Annotated in this window: 20 protein-coding genes; 5 read left to right on the top strand and 15 right to left on the bottom strand. The window is 60.5% G+C overall.

Annotated features, from left to right (window positions below; all coding sequences use genetic code 11):
- Positions 1-2 precede the first annotated feature (2 nt).
- Together CD351_RS14065 and CD351_RS14060 are read right to left on the bottom strand one after the other, a co-directional pair.
- Entirely contained in the window at positions 3-1,049 is a 1,047-nt protein-coding gene (locus CD351_RS14065; protein WP_111993224.1) for an HlyD family secretion protein, read from the bottom strand.
- Positions 1,046-2,755, bottom strand: coding sequence for an ABC transporter transmembrane domain-containing protein (locus tag CD351_RS14060; protein WP_111993223.1), 1,710 nt, complete (start codon positions 2,753-2,755; stop codon positions 1,046-1,048). Before CD351_RS14060 ends, CD351_RS14065 begins: the two co-directional genes overlap by 4 nt.
- Positions 2,756-2,999: 244 nt before the next feature.
- On the opposite strand from CD351_RS14060, the gene CD351_RS14055 reads away from it, so the two are divergent.
- The 4 genes from CD351_RS14055 to CD351_RS14040 are packed head-to-tail and all read left to right on the top strand — an operon-like array spanning position 3,000 to position 8,243.
- A complete protein-coding gene (locus CD351_RS14055; protein ID WP_111993222.1) occupies positions 3,000-4,127 on the top strand; it encodes an FAD-dependent oxidoreductase in 1,128 nt (375 codons plus the stop codon).
- Positions 4,128-4,181: 54 nt separating this feature from the next.
- Entirely contained in the window at positions 4,182-6,320 is a 2,139-nt protein-coding gene (locus tag CD351_RS14050) for an FAD-dependent oxidoreductase (RefSeq protein WP_111993221.1), read from the top strand.
- A gap of 38 nt (positions 6,321-6,358) precedes the next feature.
- Entirely contained in the window at positions 6,359-7,636 is a 1,278-nt protein-coding gene (locus tag CD351_RS14045) for a NupC/NupG family nucleoside CNT transporter (RefSeq protein WP_111993220.1), read from the top strand.
- 4 nt (positions 7,637-7,640) lie between these two features.
- Positions 7,641-8,243: a CDP-alcohol phosphatidyltransferase family protein gene (locus tag CD351_RS14040; RefSeq protein ID WP_111993219.1), complete on the top strand. Its 603-nt coding sequence runs from the start codon at positions 7,641-7,643 to the stop codon at positions 8,241-8,243.
- A gap of 7 nt (positions 8,244-8,250) precedes the next feature.
- Here the strand turns inward: CD351_RS14040 and CD351_RS14035 are convergent, their stop codons facing one another.
- Positions 8,251-9,054, bottom strand: a complete 804-nt coding sequence (locus CD351_RS14035; protein WP_111993218.1) for a DUF1499 domain-containing protein — start codon at positions 9,052-9,054, stop codon at positions 8,251-8,253.
- A 287-nt stretch (positions 9,055-9,341) separates the two neighbouring features.
- On the opposite strand from CD351_RS14035, the gene CD351_RS14030 reads away from it, so the two are divergent.
- Complete coding sequence (locus CD351_RS14030; RefSeq protein ID WP_304529386.1) at positions 9,342-9,815, top strand: cytochrome c family protein; 474 nt, start codon at positions 9,342-9,344, stop codon at positions 9,813-9,815.
- Between the two features lie 137 nt (positions 9,816-9,952).
- Here the strand turns inward: CD351_RS14030 and hemA are convergent, their stop codons facing one another.
- The 12 genes from hemA to bchB all read right to left on the bottom strand — a co-directional run bounded on the left by hemA (position 9,953) and on the right by bchB (position 23,803).
- Positions 9,953-11,173, bottom strand: a complete 1,221-nt coding sequence (gene hemA / locus CD351_RS14025; RefSeq protein WP_111993769.1) for a 5-aminolevulinate synthase — start codon at positions 11,171-11,173, stop codon at positions 9,953-9,955.
- Between the two features lie 38 nt (positions 11,174-11,211).
- Complete coding sequence (puhE, locus tag CD351_RS14020; RefSeq protein WP_111993216.1) at positions 11,212-12,051, bottom strand: putative photosynthetic complex assembly protein PuhE; 840 nt, start codon at positions 12,049-12,051, stop codon at positions 11,212-11,214.
- Complete coding sequence (gene acsF, locus CD351_RS14015; RefSeq protein ID WP_111993215.1) at positions 12,045-13,106, bottom strand: magnesium-protoporphyrin IX monomethyl ester (oxidative) cyclase; 1,062 nt, start codon at positions 13,104-13,106, stop codon at positions 12,045-12,047. The genes puhE and acsF overlap by 7 nt, the downstream gene beginning before the upstream one ends.
- Positions 13,103-13,441: a hypothetical protein gene (locus CD351_RS14010; RefSeq protein WP_111993214.1), complete on the bottom strand. Its 339-nt coding sequence runs from the start codon at positions 13,439-13,441 to the stop codon at positions 13,103-13,105. Before CD351_RS14010 ends, acsF begins: the two co-directional genes overlap by 4 nt.
- 3 nt (positions 13,442-13,444) lie before the next feature.
- Positions 13,445-13,924 (bottom strand): photosynthetic complex assembly protein PuhC, encoded by a 480-nt coding sequence (gene puhC, locus CD351_RS14005; protein WP_111993213.1) that lies wholly within the window; start codon positions 13,922-13,924, stop codon positions 13,445-13,447.
- A complete protein-coding gene (gene puhB, locus CD351_RS14000) occupies positions 13,921-14,643 on the bottom strand; it encodes a photosynthetic complex putative assembly protein PuhB (protein WP_111993212.1) in 723 nt (240 codons plus the stop codon). The genes puhC and puhB overlap by 4 nt, the downstream gene beginning before the upstream one ends.
- A complete protein-coding gene (gene puhA / locus CD351_RS13995) occupies positions 14,634-15,467 on the bottom strand; it encodes a photosynthetic reaction center subunit H (RefSeq protein WP_111993211.1) in 834 nt (277 codons plus the stop codon). The genes puhB and puhA overlap by 10 nt, the downstream gene beginning before the upstream one ends.
- A 97-nt stretch (positions 15,468-15,564) precedes the next feature.
- Positions 15,565-16,998, bottom strand: coding sequence for a BCD family MFS transporter (locus CD351_RS13990; protein ID WP_162627741.1), 1,434 nt, complete (start codon positions 16,996-16,998; stop codon positions 15,565-15,567).
- On the bottom strand, positions 16,995-17,702 hold the full coding sequence (bchM, locus tag CD351_RS13985; protein ID WP_111993210.1) for a magnesium protoporphyrin IX methyltransferase: 708 nt from the start codon (positions 17,700-17,702) through the stop codon (positions 16,995-16,997). The genes CD351_RS13990 and bchM overlap by 4 nt, the downstream gene beginning before the upstream one ends.
- Positions 17,702-18,598: a ferredoxin:protochlorophyllide reductase (ATP-dependent) iron-sulfur ATP-binding protein gene (gene bchL / locus CD351_RS13980; protein WP_111993209.1), complete on the bottom strand. Its 897-nt coding sequence runs from the start codon at positions 18,596-18,598 to the stop codon at positions 17,702-17,704. Before bchL ends, bchM begins: the two co-directional genes overlap by 1 nt.
- A 14-nt stretch (positions 18,599-18,612) precedes the next feature.
- Entirely contained in the window at positions 18,613-22,251 is a 3,639-nt protein-coding gene (locus CD351_RS13975) for a magnesium chelatase subunit H (protein WP_111993208.1), read from the bottom strand.
- Entirely contained in the window at positions 22,241-23,803 is a 1,563-nt protein-coding gene (gene bchB, locus CD351_RS13970) for a ferredoxin:protochlorophyllide reductase (ATP-dependent) subunit B (protein ID WP_111993207.1), read from the bottom strand. Before bchB ends, CD351_RS13975 begins: the two co-directional genes overlap by 11 nt.
- Position 23,804: the final 1 nt, after the last annotated feature.

Genomic DNA, 23,804 nt, shown 5'->3' with positions numbered 1-23,804 from the left:
GATCAGTTGCCCTGCGACCCATTGGTAGAGCCGTCAGCACTCACCGGCGGAAGCTCGGGCGGGAAGTTGTTCAGCTGACGCCAGATTTCATAACCGACAGGAACGGTTTCCAGAAGGATCCACGCCCGCACTACGGTCCCGATACGGGCATAGCGGTCTTCTGGCCAGCCTTCTTCGGCATTGGGATCTTCCTTGATCAGCACACGAAAACGCCCGTCAGCTTGAGCGACCTGATCGACCGTTTCGACAATGCCCGGGAAGGTGCCAATGGCTACCGATGGCCATCCGCTGAATTGCACCGCGGGCCAGCCTTCGAATTCAATCCGTGCCTCTTCTCCGGTCTGGACCAAAGCGACATCGCGGCCATCGACGAACACTTCCACAACCCGCGTCTGCGTTTCGGGAACGAAGGTTGCAAGGACCTGCCCGGCGCTCACGAAAGTTGCTTCGTCGCCCGCATTGATCGACTGGATGAAGCCGTTGCGAGGGGCTGTGATCAACTGTTCGGACTGACGGGCAAGGTTCGTCTCGGTCCTGACGAGGCTTGCTTCTGCAGCGGCCACATTACCGCGCATTTCCTCGACCCGGATTTGAGCCTGCTCATATTCGCGGCGCGCCGACAGACCTGCCTGAAACAACTCCTGCATACGCCGAAGGTCAATCTCTGCCGTTGCGAGCGCGTTGCGGGCTGTCTGCAACTGGATTTCGACCTGGCCGCGCTCAGCTTCGAGCCTTTGCAGCAATTGCGGGTCGATATCGGCGATACGAACAATCGGATCGCCTCTCTGGACCCGGCTGCCGTCGCCAACATACCATTCCTCGATGCGGCCCGAGACGAGCGCATTGACTTCCTGCTGGCGCTCATTGGGATTGAGCGTCGTTACGGTCCCGCGACCTCCTGTGGTCTGCACCCAGGGTACGTAAATCAGGAACAGGACAGCGAGCACGATGGCGATCAGAACGGTCACGAAAATCGTCCGGAACACGTACGGCGTTCGCACGCCCTGAAGCGCGGTAAAATGCTTCATGTGCAGTGCGCGCAGGGTCATTGTGATGCTCCCACAACATCATGGAAATGCTCGAAATCCTCGAAATACCCCTGCTGGTCGACATCGAGATACAGGAACCTGTCGAAGCCCAAATCGGTCTCGCGGTTCGAGAAGTAGATCACGGTCGAATAGGCCTGTTCGCGCAGTTCGCGAATTGCAGCTGCCAGATGCCGTTCGCTGACAAGGTCGAACAGCGGGCTCAGCACCAGAATGCGCGGCTGTTCGAGCAGCGCATTGGCAAGTTTCAATTGCTGCACCTCGACCGCTGAGAGGGGGTGCCCCGTGTAAGCGATGGGCGTGTCGAGCCCTTTGTCGAGCTTTGACATCGTGTCGATCAGCCCGACGGTTTCAAGCGCCTTGACCATGCGCTGGCTCGCGGCGTCGGGGCAGGACAAGGCAAGGTACTCGCGGATTGTCATGCCAACGAAAGTCGCGCGCTCAAGGACATGGACGTCTTTCCTGAGATTGTATCCCTCGATGTCCCTGAAATCGGTGCCGCCTATGGTCAGGAAGCCTGTCTCGGGGCGCACGTGCATCTTGAGAAGGTTGGTGAACAATCGCTGGATGCCATGGTGTCGCGTTGCCGCCATGATGATCGCGCCGCTCGGAATTTCGAGGTCGAACTTAACCTCGTCACTGCGCGCGCGCGCCTTCACACCGGTGAAGACCAGCGTGTGGTCGCTGATATCGACGGGGTCCTGCGAAGAGGGTTGCTCCTGCTCGACATCGTAAAAGAGCGACAGCTCCTCAACTGCGGCGCAAAGGTCGTAGAAATAGGTGAGGTATGTGCCCAGCTGCGCCACTCCGAAGAATGCCACGGACAACACAAGCTCCGCCGCGACAAGCTGGCCGAGCGTCAATTGACCCTGAATGACGAGCCATCCGCCAAGGCCGAGCAGCGCGGCGCTCGCTGCAGCATAGAGCAACAGGAACGCCAGCGTCTGCGCGAAATGCTGGCGAAAGTGGCGTTTGTGTTGTTCGAGGTAAGCGTGCGTATATTCGTCCGTCCGGTCGAGGGCATAGTCGACCCGGCGCTCTGACTTGAAAAAGCCGTTCGACCCGCCGACCGTCTCGAGCCAGTTGGCGGTTTCGTGCTTCGCGTGGCTAAGGTCGATGCCGGTTCGGATCGCCTTTGCTCCCCAGATCAGCCAGATCACCCAGATCAGCGCCGACATAACCAGCGTGAAAACAAGGAACAGCGGGTGATAGAGCGAGACCAGAACGAAACCGACTGCCACCTGAAGCACGACTGAAAAGCCGCCGATGAACAGCACAGGCAGCGATTTTTGCACGTTCACGACGTCGAAATAACGGTTGAACAGCGCTGATGACTTGCGATCGGAGAAGAACGGGTCCTGCGCATAGACCGCAATCAGCGAAATCTCCGCAACCATCCGAGCGTAAAAACGCCTCCGAAAAAGCTCCATCAGGTGAATGCGCAGCGCATAGAGCAGGCCGAACAGGATCAGGAGGCCAAACAAGGTCAGCGATAGAACCACCAAAGGCGCGGTAAGCGCGGTGTTCGCGACCGTGTTGACGAGCATCTGCACCGAGATCGGCGTTGCCAGCGAAAGCAGGCTTATGCCCACGCCGTAGACAATGGCCAGCCAGTAGAAACTGGCTTCGGGCCGCAAAATTGCGAAGAAGTGCCGGAAAAACGTGACCAGCGAAATTTTCGAGCCGTGAGTAGGGGTCTCGAGGGCCATCTATGCTGTCCTGTCCAGTCAGCCTTGTGTCGATTTCTGCATCAACGCTTACCGGGACCGGATGATCCCTTAACGGTCCAAGTGAAGCGGGCCACCAGGCCAGTGCATTGAAGAACGCCTTAGATGCAAGAGAGCGCACGGTCAAAGCAAGGAAATGCGCTTAATGCTGTATTTTTTGCAAAATCGTTGGCTGAGAGGCGCTCGCGCTCGACACGGCAGGCGCAATCAGGAATGGCGTTGCACGATGAAGGACCCTGTTACCCGTCGCCAACCGGAGCATCTGCTGCTGATAGGAGGAGGGCACGCGCATGTGGCGGTGCTGGCCGACTGGATCCGGAATGGGCTGCCATGCGATCGCGCAACGATCCTCACTCCTTCGAGCCATCTGCGCTATTCAGGAACGGTCCCCGGCTGGATTTCGGGCCATTATGCCCGTGACGAAGGTTTGGTCGATGTGGCCGGATTGGCGCGGCGCGCAGGTGCGACCTTTCATGAGGGACGGTGCAGCCGGATCGAACCCGATGCCCGCATGGTCGAAACCGACACCGGAGAGCGGATCGAGTTCGATATCGCCTCGCTGGACACCGGCGGTGTCGGCCAGGCGCGCGATGTTCTGGGCGAGGATCCGCGTCTCGTCGATGTCCGACCAATTCAAAACTTCGTTGAGCGGATCGACACTTTGGGTCCGTCACGAAGAATAGCCGTCATTGGCGGAGGGGCTGGCGGGGTGGAACTGGCCTTTGCACTTCGCAATCGCTCAGCGGATGAGCGGGGTCCGGACGTGATCCTCGTATCGGGCGAAGCCGGATTGCTCCCTGACTTTTCGAAATCGGTCAGAAAGGCCGTCGAGAAGCAACTCTCAAAACAGTTGATCAGCCTCATGAAGCAAGACGCGCATATCACCGCGGGTGGGCTGTATGCCGGGCGAACCTCATTGGAGCCGGTCGACACGATTATAGCTGCGCTTGGCAGCGGCGCGCCCGATTGGGTGAAAGAAAGCGGACTCGCCACGGACGAGGCCGGGTTCGCAGCGGTTGACCGGCACCAGCGCTCAACATCCCACGCTCACATATTTGCCGTCGGCGACGTCGCGTCCCGGCAGGATCGCAACGTGCCACATTCAGGCGTGCACGCGGTGTTCGCCGGCCCAGTGCTTGCCGCGAACCTGCGCGCAGTCATGGCAGGGCAGGAGCCGCGCGACACCTATCGGCCGCGCTGGAGCAACCTCTACCTGATGTCGACCGGGGATGGCCGCGCCATTGCGAGTTACGGACCGCTTTGTGCAAAGGGGCGCTGGGTTTCGCGGCTCAAGCACTTCATCGATATGCGCTGGCTAAGGAAATACGCTGTTCTTGCAGGCGGATCGGGCTAGAGGCGTAACAAACTGGCCGACCGGCGCGAAGAAGGGTCGTACAAAGGGGCACCCATGAAGAAGATCATCATTCTTGCCGCGCTGGCTGCGCTCATCGCCGCCTATTTCATCTTCGACCTCGGTTCGTACCTCACGCTGGAGGGTATCAAGCAGGTCTCGGGCGAGGCGATCGCATTTTACGACGACAACCCCGCACTAGTGCTCGGCGTGTTCTTCGCAGCCTATGTCGCTGTCACGGCTGCCTCCTTGCCGGGCGCAGCAATCATGACGCTGGCAGCAGGCGCGCTCTTCGGACTGGTGGCGGGTACGATGCTGGTTTCTTTCGCCTCCACCCTTGGCGCAACGCTTGCCTTCCTGTCGTCGCGCTATGTCCTGCGCGACACGATCGAGAGCAAGTTCGGTGAGCGACTGAAGGCAATCAACAGCGGGCTGGAGCGCGATGGTGCGTTCTATCTTTTCACCATCCGCATGATCCCGCTGTTCCCGTTCTTCGTGGTGAATCTCGTCATGGGGCTTACCCGGATCAAGACCTGGACCTTCGCTTGGGTGAGCCAATTGGGGATGCTGCTGGGCACAATCGTTTACGTCAATGCAGGCACGCAGCTGGCGCAGATCGACAGTCTTTCGGGCATCGCTTCGCCGGGGGTGATCGGCTCTTTCGTCCTGCTTGGCATCGTGCCCTGGATCGCCAAGGGTATCATCGCATTGATCAAGCGGCGCAAGGTCTATGCTGGCTATTCCAAGCCCAAGACGTTCGACCGCAATATGGTTGTTATTGGCGCAGGTTCGGCTGGCCTCGTCAGCGCCTATATCGCGGCGACCGTCAAGGCGAAGGTCACGCTTGTCGAGGCAAACGAGATGGGCGGCGATTGTCTCAACACCGGCTGTGTGCCGTCCAAGGCCCTGATCAAAAGCGCCAAGGTCGCTGCCACGATGCAGCATGCGGACCGCTACGGCATCACGCCCGTCAAACCCGAAGTGCCTTTCCGCAAGACGATGACCCGCGTCATGGACATCATCAAGACGATCGAGCCGCATGACAGCGTCGAACGCTACGAAGGTCTGGGCGTCGATGTGGTCAAGGGATATGCGATCATCATCGACCCATGGACCGTAGAGATTGCGCTGAATGACGGGGGCACGCAGCGCCTCACCGCCCGCAGTATCGTAATCGCCAGCGGCGCCGAGCCGGTTGTCCCGCCTATCGAAGGCGTTGAAAATTCAGGCTATCTCACCAGTGAGACAATGTGGGATGCGTTCTCGCAAATGGACGAGGCGCCTGCGCGCGTTGCGGTGCTCGGCGGCGGTCCGATCGGTTGTGAGATCAGCCAGGCTCTCGCCCGGCTTGGATCGAACGTCACTCAGGTTGAGATGGGCGACCATTTGCTGGGCCGCGAAGATGAAGACGTGGCCGAAATTGCCGAGGCTTCGCTCAAGGCGGCAGGCGTCGAGGTGCTTACCTCGCACGAGGCCGTCCGCCTTGCCGACAAGGTGCTTACCGCGAAAGGTCCGAATGGCGAGGTTGAAATCCCATACGATGCGTTGATCCTCGCGGTCGGGCGCAAGGCGCGTCTTAAAGGCTTCGGATTGGAAAAACTTGGCGTCGACACCGATAAGACGGTGAGCACCGATGAATTTCTGGCGACCAAGTACCCGAACATCTTCGCAGCCGGCGACGTCGCCGGGCCGTATCAATTCACGCACACGGCAAGCCATCAGGCGTGGTATGCAAGCGTCAATGCGCTGTTCGGCCAGTTCAGGAAGTTCAAGGCCGATTATCGAGTGATCCCGGCAGTGACCTTCACCGATCCCGAGATCGCCCGCGTCGGCCTCAACGAAACAGAGGCTCGCGAACAGGGCGTCGAGTTCGAGGTCACGACCTATGGCCTTGACGATCTTGACCGGGCCATCGCCGAAAGCGAGACGAAAGGCTTCGTCAAAGTCCTCACGCCGCCGGGCAAGGATACAATCCTGGGCGCGACCATCGTGGGAAGCCATGCAGGAGAGTTGCTCGCCGAATACACGCTGGCGATGAAACACAAGCTGGGCCTCAACAAGATCCTCGGTACGATACACCCCTATCCGACCATGGCAGAGGCAAACAAATTTGCCGCTGGCAACTGGAAGAAAGCGAACAAGCCCGAAGCCTTGCTCAAATGGGTTGAGAAGTATCACGACTGGCGGCGCGGGTGATGCAAGCCTAGAGAGGCAGCGCTCGAGGGGATCGCTTCTTGGAATATTTCGATCAGTTTCGCGGAATCATCGGCATCGCGGTGCTGCTTGCACTCGCCTGGGCCTTCAGCGAAGACCGCGGCAATCGGCCTGGCTGGCGCTGGATTATCGGGGCGCTCGGTCTTCAGGCAGCGCTCGCGCTGCTGATCGTGCGGGTGCCGTTTGTCTGGGATGTCGTGACGCTTGCCAATCAGGGCGTGGCGGCGATCGAGCGGGCGACCCTTGCCGGATCGTCCTACATGTTCGGCTATCTCGGTGGGGCTGACCTTCCGTTCGAGCTGAAGGAAGGTGCACAGCCGCCGCTCATCGTCGCTTTCCAGATTCTGCCGCTCGTAATTGTGTTCTCCGCGCTTGCGGCGCTTCTGTGGCATTGGGGCGTGCTGCGCTGGCTGGTGAACGGACTCTCGTTCCTGCTCAGACGCAGTCTGGGAGTGAGCGGGGTGGTTGGCCTGTCGGGCGGGGCAAACATGTTTCTGGGGGTGGTGGAAAGCCCGCTCGCGGTGCGGGCCTATTTCTCGAAAGTCAGTCGGGCAGAGCTGTTCCAGATCATGGTGCTCGCCATGGCCACCATTTCCGGAGCGATCCTGATCCTTTACGCAACGACCCTTCGTCAGACAGTGCCGGATGCGGTTGGACACATGATCTCGGCCTCGCTGGTTTCACTGCCCGCTGCGCTGCTGATCGCAAAGCTGATGGTGCCGGGGCGCGAGGACGACGCGGCAACCGAAGCCGATGAGGATGAGCCGGGCCTCAAGTATGAAAGCTCGATCGACGCTATCGTGAAGGGCACGATGGACGGGATGCAGCTGTTCCTTGCAGTCATCGCGGTCATCATCGTGATTTTCGCGCTTGTATCGCTCACCGATCAGGTTCTCGCACTGCTGCCGCTGGTCGGAGATGAACCGATCACGCTGAAGCGCCTGTTCGGATGGCTGTTTGCGCCTTTCATGTGGCTCATCGGCATACCATGGGCCGAAGCGCAGGCCGCGGGCGGTCTGATGGGAACCAAGGCGATCCTCAACGAATATGTCGCCTATCTCGAACTCGCAGCCTTGCCCGCAGACACCTTTGGAGAACGCAGCCTGCTGATTGTGACATACGCCTTGTGCGGGGTCGCCAACCTCGCGAGCGTGGGCTTACTTGTCTCGACCATCGGAACCTTGTGTCCTGAGCGCCGTGCGGAGACGGCTGGGCTCGGCATGAAAAGCTGGATCGCCGGAAACATTGCCACAGCCATGACAGGCGCGTGGATCGGTCTAGTGACATTCGGGGCCTGACGCGATGCTTGATGCAAAGCTGCGCCCCTTGATCGACCCACCGCTCAACCGGGTGGGACGGTTGCTGGCGCGTATGGGCATAACCGCCAACATGCTCACATTCGCCGGTCTTGCGATAGGACTTGGCGGAGCATTCGCGATTGCCTCGGGCGAATTGCTTCTTGGTTTGGCGCTCGTGATCGGCAACCGGGTGCTGGACGGCCTTGACGGTGCAGTTGCTCGCGCCACCGCGCCAACTTCGCTGGGCGGTTATTTCGACATCGTGGCCGACTTTGCGTTCTACGTGTCGATCCCGCTCGGTTTCGGCGTCATGGCTTCGCAGAACACGCTTCCAGCGCTGGTTCTGGTCGCGAGTTTCGTCCTCACCGGAGTAAGCTTCCTCGCCTTTGCCGTCATCGCCGCCGAACGCGGTGAGGAAACGACGGCACACGGCAAGAAGAGCTTTTTCTACTCAACGGGCCTCGCCGAAGGGACGGAGACCATCGCAGTGTTTATCGCCATGTGCCTCTTCCCCGCTTGGTTCGGGGTATTGGCATATGGCTATGCCGCTTTATGCGTGCTCACGGTCTTTCAGCGCAGCGCAATGGCTGCCTCACAGTTTCGATGAACCGGGTTTAGCGCTGACCAATCTGGTCGGCGACGCGGTTGCGCAGTTCCTCGATGCGTTTTGCGTTTGCGCCAAGATCGCTGCGGCCCACACGGCTGACAGAACGGAAATCAATTTCCTCATCGCCGACGCGTGCGACGACGTCGTCCTTGAACCCGTACCAGAATGTCTCGGCGACGCCTTCGACCCGGCCAGCTTCGACATCAGTGCGAATGTCGACGAAGCCCATATTGCCCATGGCTGCGGCCACCGCAGCAACTGCATCGGCCTTGCTCGCCCCGCCTAGCGGGAGTGGCGACAAACGCGCATAGGTATCGTTGATGATCTGCGCATGGCTCTTGATAGCGAGTTCGGGCGGGCTGCTCGCATACATTTCGATCTCGCCAAGCGGCGTCTGATAATCGCTCAGAGGATTAGCGCCGCTCTCCTCTCGCGCAGCCAAGGTTTCGGCTGAAAATAGCGGGGGATCGGCTGTGTCGGTCGCTACATCGTGGATCGGATTTTCGCCCGCGGTCGAACGCGCTGACATGAAGCCGGTAAACATCAAGGCTGGCAGCACAACGCCGACCAGTGCGATGCCGATTGTCACCTTGCTGCGCGGTTTTTTCACAAGGCCGATGATGAGAGAAATTAGCGCGATCGCGGCGACAATTCCCAGAAGGATCGGACCGGCGGTGAACGTCATGCTGACAAGACCCGTCACCCAACTCCACAGGCCAACCTTTGTGCCGAGCGCGGCGATCACGAAGTAGACCGGCAAAAACACGATCAGGGCGAGGACGAGCTTCGAATGCCAGGATAAGTTTTTCATCCGCGTGTCTTTAGCGCCCATGTGTCGATTGGCAATCCATTCGCTGCTCTCACATGGGCAGCCGCCGCAGGTCGGGGAGGTATTTCGTGCTTTACCGGAAACCAAATCGGAGGCGGTTCGTTGGATAACTGCATCAATTCGTCTATTCCATGGCTCCACACCTGGTCGGACGGTGTTGAAAATCCAGACCTTGGCTTCTACACAGGGGTCGGGATCAATTTTGGACGGTCTGCTGGCTTTCTCTGAGCGAGGGGTCTGAGTGGAAAAACAAGAGGGAATTAGATCCTATGCGTAAGATTGTTATGAGCGCTGTCGCTGTACCCGGCATGCTCGCACTGGCCGCCTGTGGCGGCGCCCCCGCTAACGATGAACCTGCCGATGCTGAAGAAGTGGCTGAGGTCGAGGAACCTGCCGAAGACGAAGTCCCGATGGACGTCGCCTTCACTGACCTCACTGGCGATGCAGCTGCCGGTGAAACCGTATTTGCACAATGCCGCACCTGCCACCTTGTCGAAGAAGGCAAGAACGGCGTTGGCCCGTCGCTTTATGGTGTGATCGGCCGCGAAGCCGGTACGATTGACGGTTTCAATTATTCAGACGCCAACGCGAATAGCGGCATCACCTGGACCCCCGAAGTGATGTTCGAATATCTCGAAGCTCCGCGTGAATATATGCCCGGCACCCGCATGGCGTTCCCGGGCCTCAAGGATCCGCAGGACCGCGCTGACGTCATCGCCTATCTCGACGCGACCGACGACTAAGCTGAAAGTTCTGGCCGGAACCCGGTCAAACACAAAAAGAAAGGGCGGCGTGGGATACTACGCCGCCCTTTCTTTTGGCTCTGGCCCGGATCGGTTTGGGGGGGAAGGGCCCGGCCTCAATCTGTTCGCATCGACCCTCAGGCAGCGATGGCGCCGCGAGCAAGCTCACACTGCGACCAGATTTCGCTCAGAGCGTCGGTAAGGCGAGTGATATCGCCATCGTCGTGGACAGGTGAGGGCGTCAGGCGCAGCCTCTCCGTTCCGACGGGAACCGTGGGATAGTTGATCGGCTGCACATAGATGCCATGATTGTCCATCAGCCAGTCGCTGATCATCTTGCACTTCTTGGCATCGCCAACCATCACCGGGATGATGTGGCTGGGATTTGGCAGATGCGGAATCCCCAGAATATCGAGCTGGCGGCGAACCTGCGCAACTCGTTCACGCTGGAGCTCGCGCTCGGCGTCGCTTTTCTTGAGGTGCCTGATGCTTGCCGCAGCGCCTGCAGCAACAGCTGGCGGAAGCGCTGTGGAAAAGATGAATCCGCTCGCAAAGGTGCGCACGAAATCGACTAGGTCGCGGCTCGCCGCGATATATCCGCCCATTACGCCGAACGCCTTACCCAGCGTGCCTTCGATCACGGTGATCCGGTCCATCAGGCCTTCGCGCTCGGCAACGCCGCCGCCGCGCGGGCCGTAAAGGCCGACCGCGTGCACCTCGTCGATGTAGCTCATCGCGCCGTGTTTTTCGCACACATCGAGGATATCCGCGATCGGAGCGATGTCGCCATCCATCGAATAGACGCTTTCGAAAGCGACAAGTTTGGGCACCTCGGGACCGAATTCGGACAGGTGCCGGTCGAGGTCCTCGACATCGTTGTGCTTCCAGATCTTGTAAGGCGCGCGGCTGTGCCGAATACCTTCGATCATCGACGCGTGATTGAGCGCATCGGAGAACACCACACAGCCTGGGATCTTGCTGGCAAGGGTGCCAAGACCCGCCCAGTTCGAAACATAGCCGCTCGTGAACAGAAGCGCGCTTTCCTTGCCGTGCAGATCGGCAAGTTCGGCTTCGAGTTCGACGTGGTAGTGATTGGTACCGGAGATATTGCGCGTGCCCCCTGCACCCGCGCCGCATTCATCAAGGCACGAATGCATGGCTTCGATCACCTTGGGGTGCTGGCCCATGCCAAGATAATCGTTGGAGCACCACACGGTCACTGCCTGGGTCTCATTCTCGACAAAGCGCGTGGCGTGCGGAAACCGACCGCGATGCCGCTTGATATCGGTGAAGACGCGGTAGCGCCCCTCTTCGCGCACGGCGTCGAGCTGTTCCGCGAAATAGGCTTCGAAATTCATGGGAATTCCCCTGTTCTGCATGGCTTTGTTGTCGTTCGTCATGACGGCTGAGGGCCCCCCTTGCCGCCAAGATCGGTTTGCGAGCCGGGTCGTGCCCCGGCCTGCGGTAATGCCCACCCCCACAGCATCCCATCTCTGAAGGGCAGGGCGAGGAAAAAATGTTCGAGCGCGCCAAGCAGGCACAGCGCCGTGAGCAGGCTTGCACCCGTCATCTCCGCACTTCCAAGCGGAGCCGAGATGGCCAGACTGGCAAACCAGGCAGCAGTCGCAAGGATCGCGCCAATCGACACAGCAAGCAGCCAGGTCATCCGGTTGCGGCCGAAATAGCTTTTCAGATAGCTGAGGTGAGGCGGAAGCATCTCTGTCGTGGAGTTGGGGACGCCCACAAACAGGTTGACCTTCGACGACAGCCGCAAGGCGAACATCAATACAAATACCATGGCACCGATCTGATTGGCCGCATTCCACGACAGGGAAATCAGCATCAAGGCGGTCAGGGCCAGGGCGATCTCGTGATGGATCACCGTCGCGCTTGCCTGCATGAAGCGGTCCATCCCGCGCGCGCCGGGCTGGCATGCCGATCTGCGCGGACCGGCAGCTGCGCCGGTAAGAAACCCGATCTCATGCCAACCCCAGACGAGCAGCGCGCCGACGAATGATACGTAGACCGCAGCCACGCTCACATGTTGTGAGGTCAGAAGAATCGCGATCAGCCCCGCAATCCCTGCCGCGCCGCCCACAGCGACGCTGCGCCGGAAAGTCGCGCGGCCGCGATTTTCAGTCCCATCGGTCACCGAAAAGGCGATCAGCCCGGTTGCAAGGAACCAGATCATGACCGTCACTATGAACGGGAGAATATGACCGCTCCAGCTTACCACGCAGGATGCAGCCTAATCGTCTGGGGAAGCGCGTTTGGCTTGGTGCGGTGGAAATACATCTTCGCAAAGTTCAGCCCCGCGCCTGCCATGCCGCTTACGCGTTTGGCGAGGCCACCGATGCCGCCTTGCGCCTTGCCTTCCTCAATCTTGAGAGCAGCCAGTCTCAGCGCTTCCATATTGGCGCGGAAGGTCGGGTCGTCGATGTCGAGTTCGACTGGAAAAACCTGTCGACTGATCTGGTTGCAGATCGAGAACACCTTGTAATCATATTCGGTCGGATCGACGCCGAGCGCTTTGTGAAACACGGGACGGTTGTGATCGCGCACATACATTGTGGCGTAAACCGAAAGCAGGAAGAAGCGGATCCAGAGCTTGTTGCGGCCCTTGAGCAAATCCGGGTCGGCATGCATCAGCATCGCAAATGCCTCGCCATGGCGAAACTCGTCGTTGCACCATTCCTCGAACCAGTCGAAGATCGGATGGAACTTGTGCTGCGGGTTTGCGGCGAGGTGGCGATAAATGGTGATGTACCGCGCATAGCCGATCTTCTCAGACAGGTAGACCGCGTACCAGATGAATTTGGGCTGGAAGTAGGTGTACTTCTTGGTCCGGGTCAGAAACCCCAGATCGACGCCAACGCCTGCATCCTTGAGGCTTTCATTGATAAAGCCAGCGTGGCGGCTTTCATCGCGGGCGAGCAGCTTGAAGAGCTGTTTCACATCCGGGTTCTTGGTACGTCGCGCGATCTCTGCATAAAGGACGCAGCCGGAAAATTCCGAGGTCATCGAACTGACGAGAAAATCCATGAACTCCTTGCGCAATTCAGGTTCGAGGCCTTCGATCACGCCCTTGAAGCTGTCATTATGTTTGAAGTGCTGTTTGTTAGGATCGCCGATCATTTCCGCGATCAGCGCGTCCCATTCCTCGCGCACAAGCGAGACATCGATCGCATCGAGCGCGTCGAAATCGGTGGTGTAGAAGCGCGGCGTGAGCATCGTGTCTTCGGTCGCCAGCGCCATGGCCTCTTCGCTCGTCATGGGCTTGTAAGCGTTCATTTGATCCTCCCGGCGTTGAAGCTGACTTCGTAAAGTTCGGCCAAGTCGAAATAGGCGGCGCAGCGGGTAAGGAGCCGTTTGAGTGGCCCGGCGCGCGTGACCGTTGCCGTGCGTTCGAATACTTCGCGACTGCCAAAAGGAATAGAAATCGGATCGCCGTGGACGCGCACCTTGTCGCCCGCTTCCATCACAATCTCTTCAGGCAATTCGACATGCGCGTGGAAATGTTCGGACGATTGTTCGACCGTTATCGTGCAATGAGTTTCGAAACGGCGCGCATTGAGCACGTCGTCCTTGTTTGGGGCTTTAGCCGATCCCGGGGCTATCGAAGCCATCACTTATTGTCCTCTGTCCAGAAATGCCGCGAAAGTCGCACGGTTGCCTGTGCCGAATGAGGCGAGCTCAACCGTGCCGCCGGTTGTCGGATCGATCAGCGTGAGTTCGCCATTGTCCCAGGCAACCAGATCGAAGGGCACTTCGCGGCCGATCCCGTTGATCCGGCGGCGATGCGTGAGGCTGCGCACCGAAGTGCGCACGAAGCCGCCTGTGCCGGGCACAAACCTGGCGACTTCGGCTCCGGTTGCTGCGTCCTCTACACGCACTGTGCCGTCGCTCTCGTCGAAGAAGAAGAGCGAGCGCGTCTCGATCGCCTGCGCTCCCGATACCGCTCGCGCCTCGCTGGGGACGGACTGCCGCTCGAAATAGCCAAGCGTAGTCGCGGTCGTCAGCGCCAGCACCGATGCGATCAGTGCGCCTGCCATCATCAACGGTACCTTGTGGACCGTAATCTCGTCTTCTTCATATTCGCGAACGATCATGCGTGGGCTCCCTCAAGATCGCTGTTCTGATATGCGCCCGCCCGAGCAGGGCCGTTCACCTGCTGGGGATTTTGGGGCGCAGCGTCTTTGATCTGGGACAAATTCTGATCGATTGGTGCGATTTTGGCGCAGGCGTCTGCAAGTTTTTCTGCAATCGCCTCGGCATCGGGCACTGCGCGAAGCATCGGCTCTGGCTTGTTGAAACGCCATGGGCGCACATGCGGCCACATCAACGCGTAGCCCAGCAGGCGTTCTCCACCCAGTTGCAGCGCGATATCTCCGTGGTTCTTCCCACGCATTCTGAGGTCGGCCGAGGTGACGTGCTTCAGCGGGACGTTGATCCGTGTCTCAATCGCCATCCCAATCCGCATGATCAGCCTGGCATCGGTAAGGATGTAGAGAGTGGTCCGCACGCTTATCCAGGCAAGAATATGCAGGATACCAAGAGCAATCAGGCCAAGCACAGTGCACACAATCGCCGCGTTGGTATTCCCGAACGCGACTGAAAGGCCAATCAGCAAGAGGAAATAGAACCCGACACTGCGCGTGCGAAAGGCCGTGCGGGCGAGGATCGACACATCTGGCCGACCCCGCCACAGCACTTCCTCACCTGCACCGGGCGTTCCCATCGGATCGCCAAAAGCCTTGGGGCCAAGCGCCTCCAAGTCCTCCTGGCGAACCTCAGGAGATCCATCTTGCTGTTGCGCAGTTATAACCATGGCTCAGAGCGCTCCGCAGTCGCGTACATGTAGCCGCCGCCATAATAGGCCTGGATCTTGTCTTCCTCGAGACGCGTGATCTGGCCGGCGGTGGCAATGGCAGGAACCGCATCGAACTGGTCCGAGCGGATGGCGGTGACGTCGATCAGAGCGGTCTGGTCGTCCTTGAGTGGCGTAATGCCGCCGAGGAAACCGGTGCCCTGCACGGCGCAGAAGCCCATCGGGGTCAGCACCTTCCTGCCCGAATTGGTCGTCACTTCGAGATAGCGGATAAGGTGCTCCGACTGGTCGACCCAGATGTCGCTTACGACGCCCGCTTTCTTCTTGTCGGCTGCGTACACCGGCAGTCCGACCGGGTTCATATCCATTTCTGCGACGGTGATACCGTGGCTTGCCGCGATTGGAAGGATGCGCAGCGCACCGTCAATCGTGAGGTCAGGATAGTCGTTTCGGTTGGCATATGCTGCCGGGCCAAGACCATCGATCATGGCATCCCCGGTCGGCACGAAAGGCGCGCCGGCGGCTCCAAAGGCCTGTTTCGCCGGGATGTTGACCGGATCGCGAGCGACATCTTCCGGAACGTAGATGCCCCGGCCATGCGGCAACTTGAACACCTTCTTGTCGCCGTCGGTCAGCGGTTTGCCGGGCTGAACGACACCCGTTTGCTCATGCTCAAGCGGATAGCCTTCGCGGCGGCTCTCGCGATTCAGATAGATGACGAGGCCTACAAAGAAGATGAAAAACAGGATGAACGCCAGTTCAGCGACATCAAACACGCCCACGATGTAAGCGGCGTTCCCCAACAGGTATGTGGTGGCAGTCATGGTACTTTCCTCTCAAAAGCAATGGAGCGGACACGCCTCTCGCTCCTTGCGTCGGTAAGGGCCGCGATATCCCCCCCAACAATCTTGGGATCGCGGCTCATGTCGGGAACTCACGCAGGCCGAACGGCTGGCCTGCGCTATCCCTTGAATGGTTGGCATTGGTGCGAGAATGGCCGACGAGCGGTCCGATCGCGGCGAGACCTGCAAGAAGCAGCAGGATTTCCAGAGCGTAGACGGTGGTGTATCCGGCTGCGCGGCTGGACAGGAGTGCGGCATCTGCGTTGAGGCCGATAAACGCGATCAGGTCGCGCAGCGCTCCGCCCAGTGCAATGCCTGCGCCAGCACAGGTCGCTTGCACCGCGCCCCAGGCACCCAGTGCCAGACCAGCTGTTTCGCTCTTAGCCAGCGCCATCGCCTCGATCAGCGTTCCGACCGAGAACAGGCCAAGGCCAAACCCGATGAGCGCAGCGCCGACAAACAGCATGGCCGGTGATCCGATCGGTGCAGCAAACAGCACGAGCAAAAAGGCGTTGAGCCCTGCAACTAGGCCAAGGCCGGCGATGCGCAGCGGATCGCCGCCACGCGAAAGAGCGCGGCCCGAATAGGTAAAGCCGAGTAATGCACCCAGCGCCCACAGGCCCGTGAGCAAAGTGGTTGCGCCGACCGAAAGACCGAGGATTTCGCCGCCATAGGGTTCAAGCAGTGCATCCTGCATGGCGAACCCTGCTGCGCCAATTCCGATGCCGGTCAAAAGGCGTGCATTGCGCCCGTCGCGCACGAACGCGTTCCAGAGTTGGCTGAAGCTTGGGGCGTCCGGATCGGGCCTGGTGCGCTCGGGCGCGCGCGCCTCCTGTTTCCACAGCGCGATGACATTGAGCACCAGTGTCAGAACCGCAGCACCCTGAACGACCTGCACCAGCCGGGTCGGCGAAAAGTCGATCAGCAAGCCGCCGATCACAAAAGCTGACAGCATCATGCCAACAAGCAGCATGACGTAGAGCAGCGCCACTGCACGAGGGCGTTTGTCTTCAGGGGCAAGATCGGTCGCGAGCGCGAGACCTGCGGTCTGGGTCACGTGGAAGCCAAGACCAGTCAGCAAAAACGCGACCGCCGCTGCGCAAAGCCCAAGTTCGAAGCGGCCTTCTATCTCGAGAAGAAGGAGGGCGAACGGCATGATCGCAAGCCCGCCAAACTGCATCATGGTGCCAAACCAGATATAGGGAACCCGCCGCCATCCGAGCGCGGAGACGTGCTGGTCCGACCTGTGCCCGATCAGCGCGCGGAACGGTGCCACCACCAGCGGCACGGCGATCAGCAGCGCGATCAGCCAGGTTGGCGTACCAAGCTCGACCACCATCACCCGGTTGAGCGTGCCCGAAAGCAGCACCATCGCCATCCCGACGCTCACCTGGAAAAGCGCAAGCCGCAGCAGTCGCGAAAGCGGCAGCTCGGTGCTTGCCGCATCCGCAAAAGGCAGAAGCCCTGCGATCATCCGGGCGAACCGGTAGGATTGGCGAGGCGCCTGGCTCATCCGCGTCTCACCAGTTCAAGCGCCTGCGATGTGTAAAAGCCGCTTGAGATTCGTTCGGTGCGACCGATTTTCCAGTCGGAAAGGCGGCCCAGACGCGCGCGCAGTTCGGTTTCCGAGACAGGAACGATCGCAGGCGAGCGGTCGTTTTTCGGGAAGACCTTGCCCACCGAATGCATTGCGCCAAGCAGCCGCGTATGGGGGGCGAAAGTGAACAGGATTGATCCCGTCGTGCGTTCGCTCAGCCCTTCGACGGCATCGACGAGGTCTTCGGGCGAATAGTGAATGAGCGAATCCATCGCGACCACATGAGCAAATGTTCCGTGCGAAGGATCGAGCATGTCGCCCGCCTGCCAGCGAACTTTCCCATGACCTGTGAAACCGGTCGCGCGTTCTCTTGCCACTTCGACCAAACCGCCCGCCACATCGACCGCAGTCACATCCGCGCCGCGGCAGGCAGCGTCGATCGCCAGAGCGCCCGTGCCGCAGCCGGCATCAAGAATGCGCGTGCGCCGCAAATCCGACGGGAGCCAACTGACCAGCAGATCGCGCATCGACTTGCGCCCGGCGCGCACTGTCGCACGAATGCCGCTGACCTTGGCGTCGGAGGTCAGGTCGATCCACGCCTGTTTCGCGGTGGAATCGAAATAGGTAGCCAGTGCCTCGCGGCGCATCGTGTAGGCTGTGTCGTCAAACTGAGTAGCCATCACTCAAACCCCAGAAAATCGAAGATGTCGCGATCTTTCATCGGCTGCGCGGTCGACGGCTCGACCCCGGCCCAGAGCATCGCGGCCAGACGCAGATATTCGTCCTGCGCGGCAATCACTTCGGGATCGTCGCCCATTTCGAACAGCGTGCACTTCTTGAGCCGCGAACGGCGGATTGCGTCGACGTCGCGGAAATGGGCGAGCCGCTGCATCCCGATCTTGTCGCAGAAACGATCGATCTCATCGGTCTCGCGGCTGCGATTGGCCACCACGCCTGCAAGCCTAACATCGTAATTCTTGGACTTCGCACCGATTGCCGCGACAATCCGGTTCATCGCAAAGATGCTGTCGAAGTCGTTCGCCGCAACGACCAAGGCACGTTCTGCGTGCTGCAGGGGCGCCGCGAAACCACCGCACACGACATCGCCCAGCACATCGAAGATCACAACGTCGGTATCTTCGAGCAGGTGGTGCTGTTTCAGAAGCTTGACCGTTTGTCCCACGACATAGCCACCGCAGCCGGTGCCTGCCGGTGGGCCACCGGCCTCGACGCACATCACGCCGTTATAGCCTTCGAACATGTAGTCATCGGGCCGAAGTTCCTCTGAGTGGAACTCTACCGTTTCGAGCACGTCGATCACGGTCGGCATCAGTTTCTTGGTCAGGGTGAATGTGCTGTCATGCTTGGGGTCGCAGCCGATCTGCAGCACGCGGTGCCCAAGCTTTGAGAATGCGGCTGAAAGGTTGGACGAGGTGGTCGACTTGCCGATTCCACCCTTGCCGTAGACGGCGAAGACCTTTGCGCCTTTGATCTTGTCGTTCGGGTCGAGCTGGACCTGGACCGATCCTTCCCCGTCGGGCTTGGAAAAACCGGATTTCGGTGTGTGCAGGTTCATGTCGTCGATCCCTCTTAATTCTCGGCCACAAAGACGCCTTCGAGGCGGTCTTCGAGCTCGTCATTGGCTTCGCGCAGCGCAGCAAGGGTGGCCTCGTCTGGCTCCCAAAGGTGGCGGTCACACGCTTCGAGCAGGCGTCCGGCAACCCGCGCACTTGCTTTCGGATTGAGTTCCGAGAGACGCCGGCGCATCTGTTCGTCGAGCACGAAAGTCTCGGAAATCTTCTGGTACACCCAAGGGGCGACCTCGCCCGTGGTTGCCGACCAGCCCAGCGTGTTGGTCACGTGCTGCTCGATATTCCGCACGCCCTCGAAACCGTGGTCGAGCAGACCTTCGAACCATTTCGGATTAAGCGTACGGGTTCGGGTTTCGAGGTCAATCTGTTCGGCAAGAGTGCGCACCTTCGCGTTCCCGCGCGTCGCATCGAGGATGTAAACCGGTGCATCCTTGCCTCTGGCGCGTGCGACAGAGCGGCTGACCCCGCCAAGTCCATCGACATACTGGTCGAGATCGGTGATCCCGACTTCGATGCTCTCAAGGTTCTGGTAAGTGAATTCGACGTCCTTGAGAGCCGAAGTCAGCAGTTCGCGCCGCTGTACCGGTTCGCCATGCACGCCGTAAGCAAAGCCCTTGTTGATTTCGAACGCGTTGGCGAGTTCGTCCGGATCGGCCCAGACACCGCCGTCGATCATCTGGTTGACCTGCGCACCGTAGGCCCCTTCCTGGTTGGAAAAAACCCGGAGCGCTGCGATTTCGATGTCGACGCCGTGGACTTCGGCGTGGTTTAGCGAATGCTTGCGCACGAAATTTGCGTGTACCGGTTCGTCGGCCTGCGCCGCCAGCAATGCTGCTTCGGCCAGCATTCTTGTCTGAAGCGGCAGCAGGTCGCGGAAGATGCCCGACAAGGTCATCACCACGTCAATTCTGGGACGGCCCAGTTCCTCCAGCGGGATCAGCTCCGCGCCGCAGAGCCTGCCATAGGAATCGCGGCGTGGGCGGGCCCCTATCAGCGTCATCGCCTGCGCGATTTGCACCCCTTCGGACTTCATGTTGTCCGTGCCCCACAGCACCATCGCAATGCTGCTCGGGAATTCTGCGCCGCTTTCGACATGACGGGCAAGCAGCCTTTCGGCCTGTTCCGCGCCTTGCTTACAGGCGTATGCGCTGGGGATCAGGAAGGGATCGAAGCCGTGAATGTTGCGTCCGGTTGGCAAGACGTCCGGGTTGGCAACCACGTCGCCACCAGGTGCCGGTTGGACATAGCCGCCGTCGAGCGCATGGATAAGCGAGCCGAGTTCGTCGCTTGAATCAAGCATGTTGCCGATAGCTTCGCGGTCCGCATCGTCGCTCGCCGCTTCCATCATGGCATCGAGCATCGCCTCGCGCCGCTCGCCGGCAGGGTTGCTGCCCAGGACATGCAAGCCATGCGGGATCAGCGCCTCTTCCAGCTCGTAGAGCTTCTGGGAAAGCTCAGAGATGTCGGCATATTCGATGTCGAGCGCATCGCACTGGTCGGCGATGATCAGGGCAAGGTCGGCGCGTTCCGCAGGATCATCGCTCATGCGCCAGCGTTCGACGCTTGCCTTGAGTTCGGTGAGACCCTTGTAAAGGCCGGCTTGCGCGAGAGGAGGCGTGAGATAGCTCACCAAGGTTGCCCCGCCGCGGCGTTTGGCGATCATACCTTCGGTCGGGTTGTTCGCAGCGTAGAGATAGTAGTTGGGCACGTTGCCGATCAGACGCTCGGGCCAGCATTCGCCGGTCATGCCGACCTGTTTGCCAGGCATGAATTCAAGCGCGCCATGGGTGCCGAAATGAAGGATGCTATGTGCGCCGAAATCCTCGCGGATGTAGCGATAGAACACGCTGAAAGCATGGGTGGGTGCGAAGTTGCCTTCGAACAGCATCCGCATCGGGTCGCCTTCATATCCGAATGCGGGCTGTATCCCGACAAAGACGTTACCGAAATGCGCGCCGAGAACCTGAATATGTGAACCGTCCGTCTGCGCCTTGCCCGGTGCCGGGCCCCACTGCGCCTCGATCTCGGCCAGATGGGTTTCGCGCCGGACATGTTCGTCTGCCGGCACGCGGTGAGCGACATTGGCGTCTGAGCCAAACTTTTCCGAATTGCCGTTGAGGATGGCCTCGCGCAGCGCATCGACGCTTTCCGGAACCTCGACCGAATAGCCTTCAGCCGAGAGCCGGGTGAGCGTTGCATGAAGCGACTCGTAAACGGCGAGGAACGCGGCCGTGCCCGTCGCGCCCGCATTGGGCGGGAAATTGAAAAGGACGACGGCAAGCTTGCGTGCAGCTCGCGCCGAACGGCGCAGTTCGATCAGTTTGGCGACGCGGTTTGCGAGCGCCTCTGCGCGCTCGGGGCAGCCCTGCATCGGGTTGAGGCGCTCGGCCGCGGCGCGTTCGCATTTGCGGTCGCAACCGTTGCAGACCGCTGCGCCGGGGGCGGGGCGACCGCCAAAGACGCTAGGCGTGATCGAACCGTCGAGTTCGGGAAGGGCCACCATCATGGTCGCTTCGAGAGGGAGCAGGCCCTGATCGCGCGAACGCCATTCCTCAAGGCTCTGGAACTCGATTGCGTGTGCCGCGACGTAAGGAACGTCGAGGTTGCCGAGGATCTCGCGCGCGGCCTGCGCATCGTTATAGGCAGGGCCGCCCACCAGGCTGAAACCGGTCAGGTTGACGATGGCATCGACCACCGGCTCACCGTCTTCGACGAAGAATTTCTCGATAGCCGGACGCGCATCAAGGCCGCTCGCAAACACCGGAACCACCTTCATACCGGCGGCTTCGAAGGCGGCGATCGCACCGTCATAATGGCCGCTATCGTGCCCCAGCAGATAGGAGCGCAGCAGGATTAATCCGACTGTGCCGTTCTTGCCTTTGCCATTCTCCTTGCCATCGCGCGGCAGCAGCCGCAGCGTCTCAGAGATGCGCTGCCTGGTGCGCGGATGATAGACGCCCGTTTCGGGATAATCGATCGGCGCATCGGCTTTGGTCTCGCCGCGGCGGTCAGCGCGCTCGCCTGCCGCGTAGCGGTCGATCAGCGCGCGCGTCATGGCGATGACGTTCTCGTCCGATCCAGCGAGCCAGTATTGCAGCGTCAGGAAATAGGCGCGCACATCCTGCGCTGTGCCGGGAATGAATTTGAGGATCTTGGGCAGGCGGCGCAGCATCTTCATCTGCCCGGCGCCCGAGCTTGCCCCCGCTTTCTTCGAGCCGCGCAGTTTCTTGAGCAGCGCCAGCGGACCCTTGGCGGGCGCGTCCATGCGATAGCCGCCCATGCGGGTAAGCTTCACGACCTCGCCTGCGGACATCAGGCAGACCATCGCATCGCAATCCTCACGCCGCGCTTCGAGCGAGGGAAGGATTGCGCGCACGTGATCGTCAAGGAACAGCATCGTGGCGATCACGATGTCTGCCTCTTCGATCGCTTTTTTGGCGCCTTCGAGTGAACCGTCCTCGCTGCCCCAGCCGGATGCGGCGTGAAGCGTGAGTTCGATATTGTCCTCGGCCAGCACCTCGTCAGCTCGGTCGACCGCGCCTTTCAGATGGTTGTCGAGCGTGATGATGGTGACGCGCACGGGAGCCTTGCGCTTGTCACCACCCGGGGCAGAAGGAAGGCCTGCCCTACCGTGCATAATGTGCCTTGGCGTCGTAAAGCGTTTCGAGGTCGATCTCGGCCAGACCCTGATCCTGAGCGAAGGCTTCGGTGTTGCGCCGCGCCTTGCCGCGCACGAAGAACGGGATCTTCTTGAGCTCGCGCTCTGCCTCTGCCGTCCAGATGCTGTCGGGGTTGGAAGGCGCTGCCGGGATTACCGGTTCTTCCGGCACTTCGGCGTCGATGGTTGGCGCGCGCGGTGAGTGCGCTGCATGATGCGATGCACCCGCTTCATCGGAAAACTCGAAATCCTCGCGGAACATGGTGAGCAGATGTTCTTCGAGGCCCATCACGAGCGGATGGACCCACGTGTCGAAGATCACATTGGCGCCTTCAAATCCCATTTGCGGGCTGTGGCGCGCAGGGAAATCCTGCACATGAACCGGCGCCGAAATCACCGCGCACGGCATGCCGAGCCGCTTGGCAATGTGCCGCTCCATCTGCGTGCCGAGCACGAGCTCCGGCGAAGCCTCTGCAATCGCATCTTCTACCGCGAGATGATCGTCGGTGATGAGCGGTTCGACACCGTACAGCTTTGCAGCTTCGCGAATTTCGCGCGCGAATTCGCGGTTGTAGCAACCAAGCCCGCAGACCTCGAAGCCGAGCTCGTCCTGCGCGATGCGCGCAGCGGCCACGGCGTGCGTCGCGTCGCCGAAAATGAAGACGCGCTTGCCGGTGAGATACGTCGAATCGACGCTGCGGCTCCACCATGGGAGCCTGGATGATTGGTCGCCGAGGGCAGGCGTGGGATCTGCACCTGCCAACTCGGCGACCTCGGCAATGAACGCGCGTGTGGCGCTCACACCGATAGGCGTTGTGCGGACCGTCGGCTGCTTGAACGTACGTTCGAGCCAGCGGGCCGCCTCATCTGCGATTTCGGGGTAAAGGACGATGTTGAAGTCGGCAGCGCCAATGCGCGCGATGTCCGACGGGGTAGCGTCCAGCGGGGCGACGAGATTGATTTCGACGCCCAGGGTTTCAAGGATCTTGCGGATTTCGACCAGATCGTCGCGGTGGCGAAAGCCGAGCGCGGTAGGGCCAAGGATGTTTGCGCGTGCAGCTCGGCCTTCAAGCGGGCCGGGTGCCAGGTCCTTGTCTGCAAGGTGCCGCACGATCTGGTAGAACGTTTCCGCCGCGCCCCAGTTTTCCTTGCGCTGATAACTTGGCAGCTCAAGCGGGATGGCGGGGCAGGGCAGGTCCATCGCTTCGGTTAGGCCGCCCGGATCGTCCTGGATCAGTTCCGCCGTGCATGAAGCACCCACGATCATCGCCTGCGGCTTGAACCGTTCGGCGGCATCGCGCGCTGCGTCCTGAAAGAGCTGCGCTGTATCCTTGCCGAGATCGCGCGCCTCGAAGGTCGTGTAGGTCACGGGCGGACGCTCACCGCGCCGCTCGATCATGGTGAAGAGCAGGTCGGCATAGGTATCGCCCTGCGGCGCGTGGAGCACGTAATGCAGCCCCTTCATCGCGGTGGCGATGCGCATCGCGCCAACGTGGGGCGGTCCTTCATAAGTCCAGACGGAGAGCTGCATC

Origin of the sequence: Erythrobacter sp. KY5, assembly GCF_003264115.1 — a bacterium.
Lineage (GTDB): Bacteria > Pseudomonadota > Alphaproteobacteria > Sphingomonadales > Sphingomonadaceae > Erythrobacter.
This window is presented reverse-complemented; position numbering and strand designations above follow the sequence as displayed.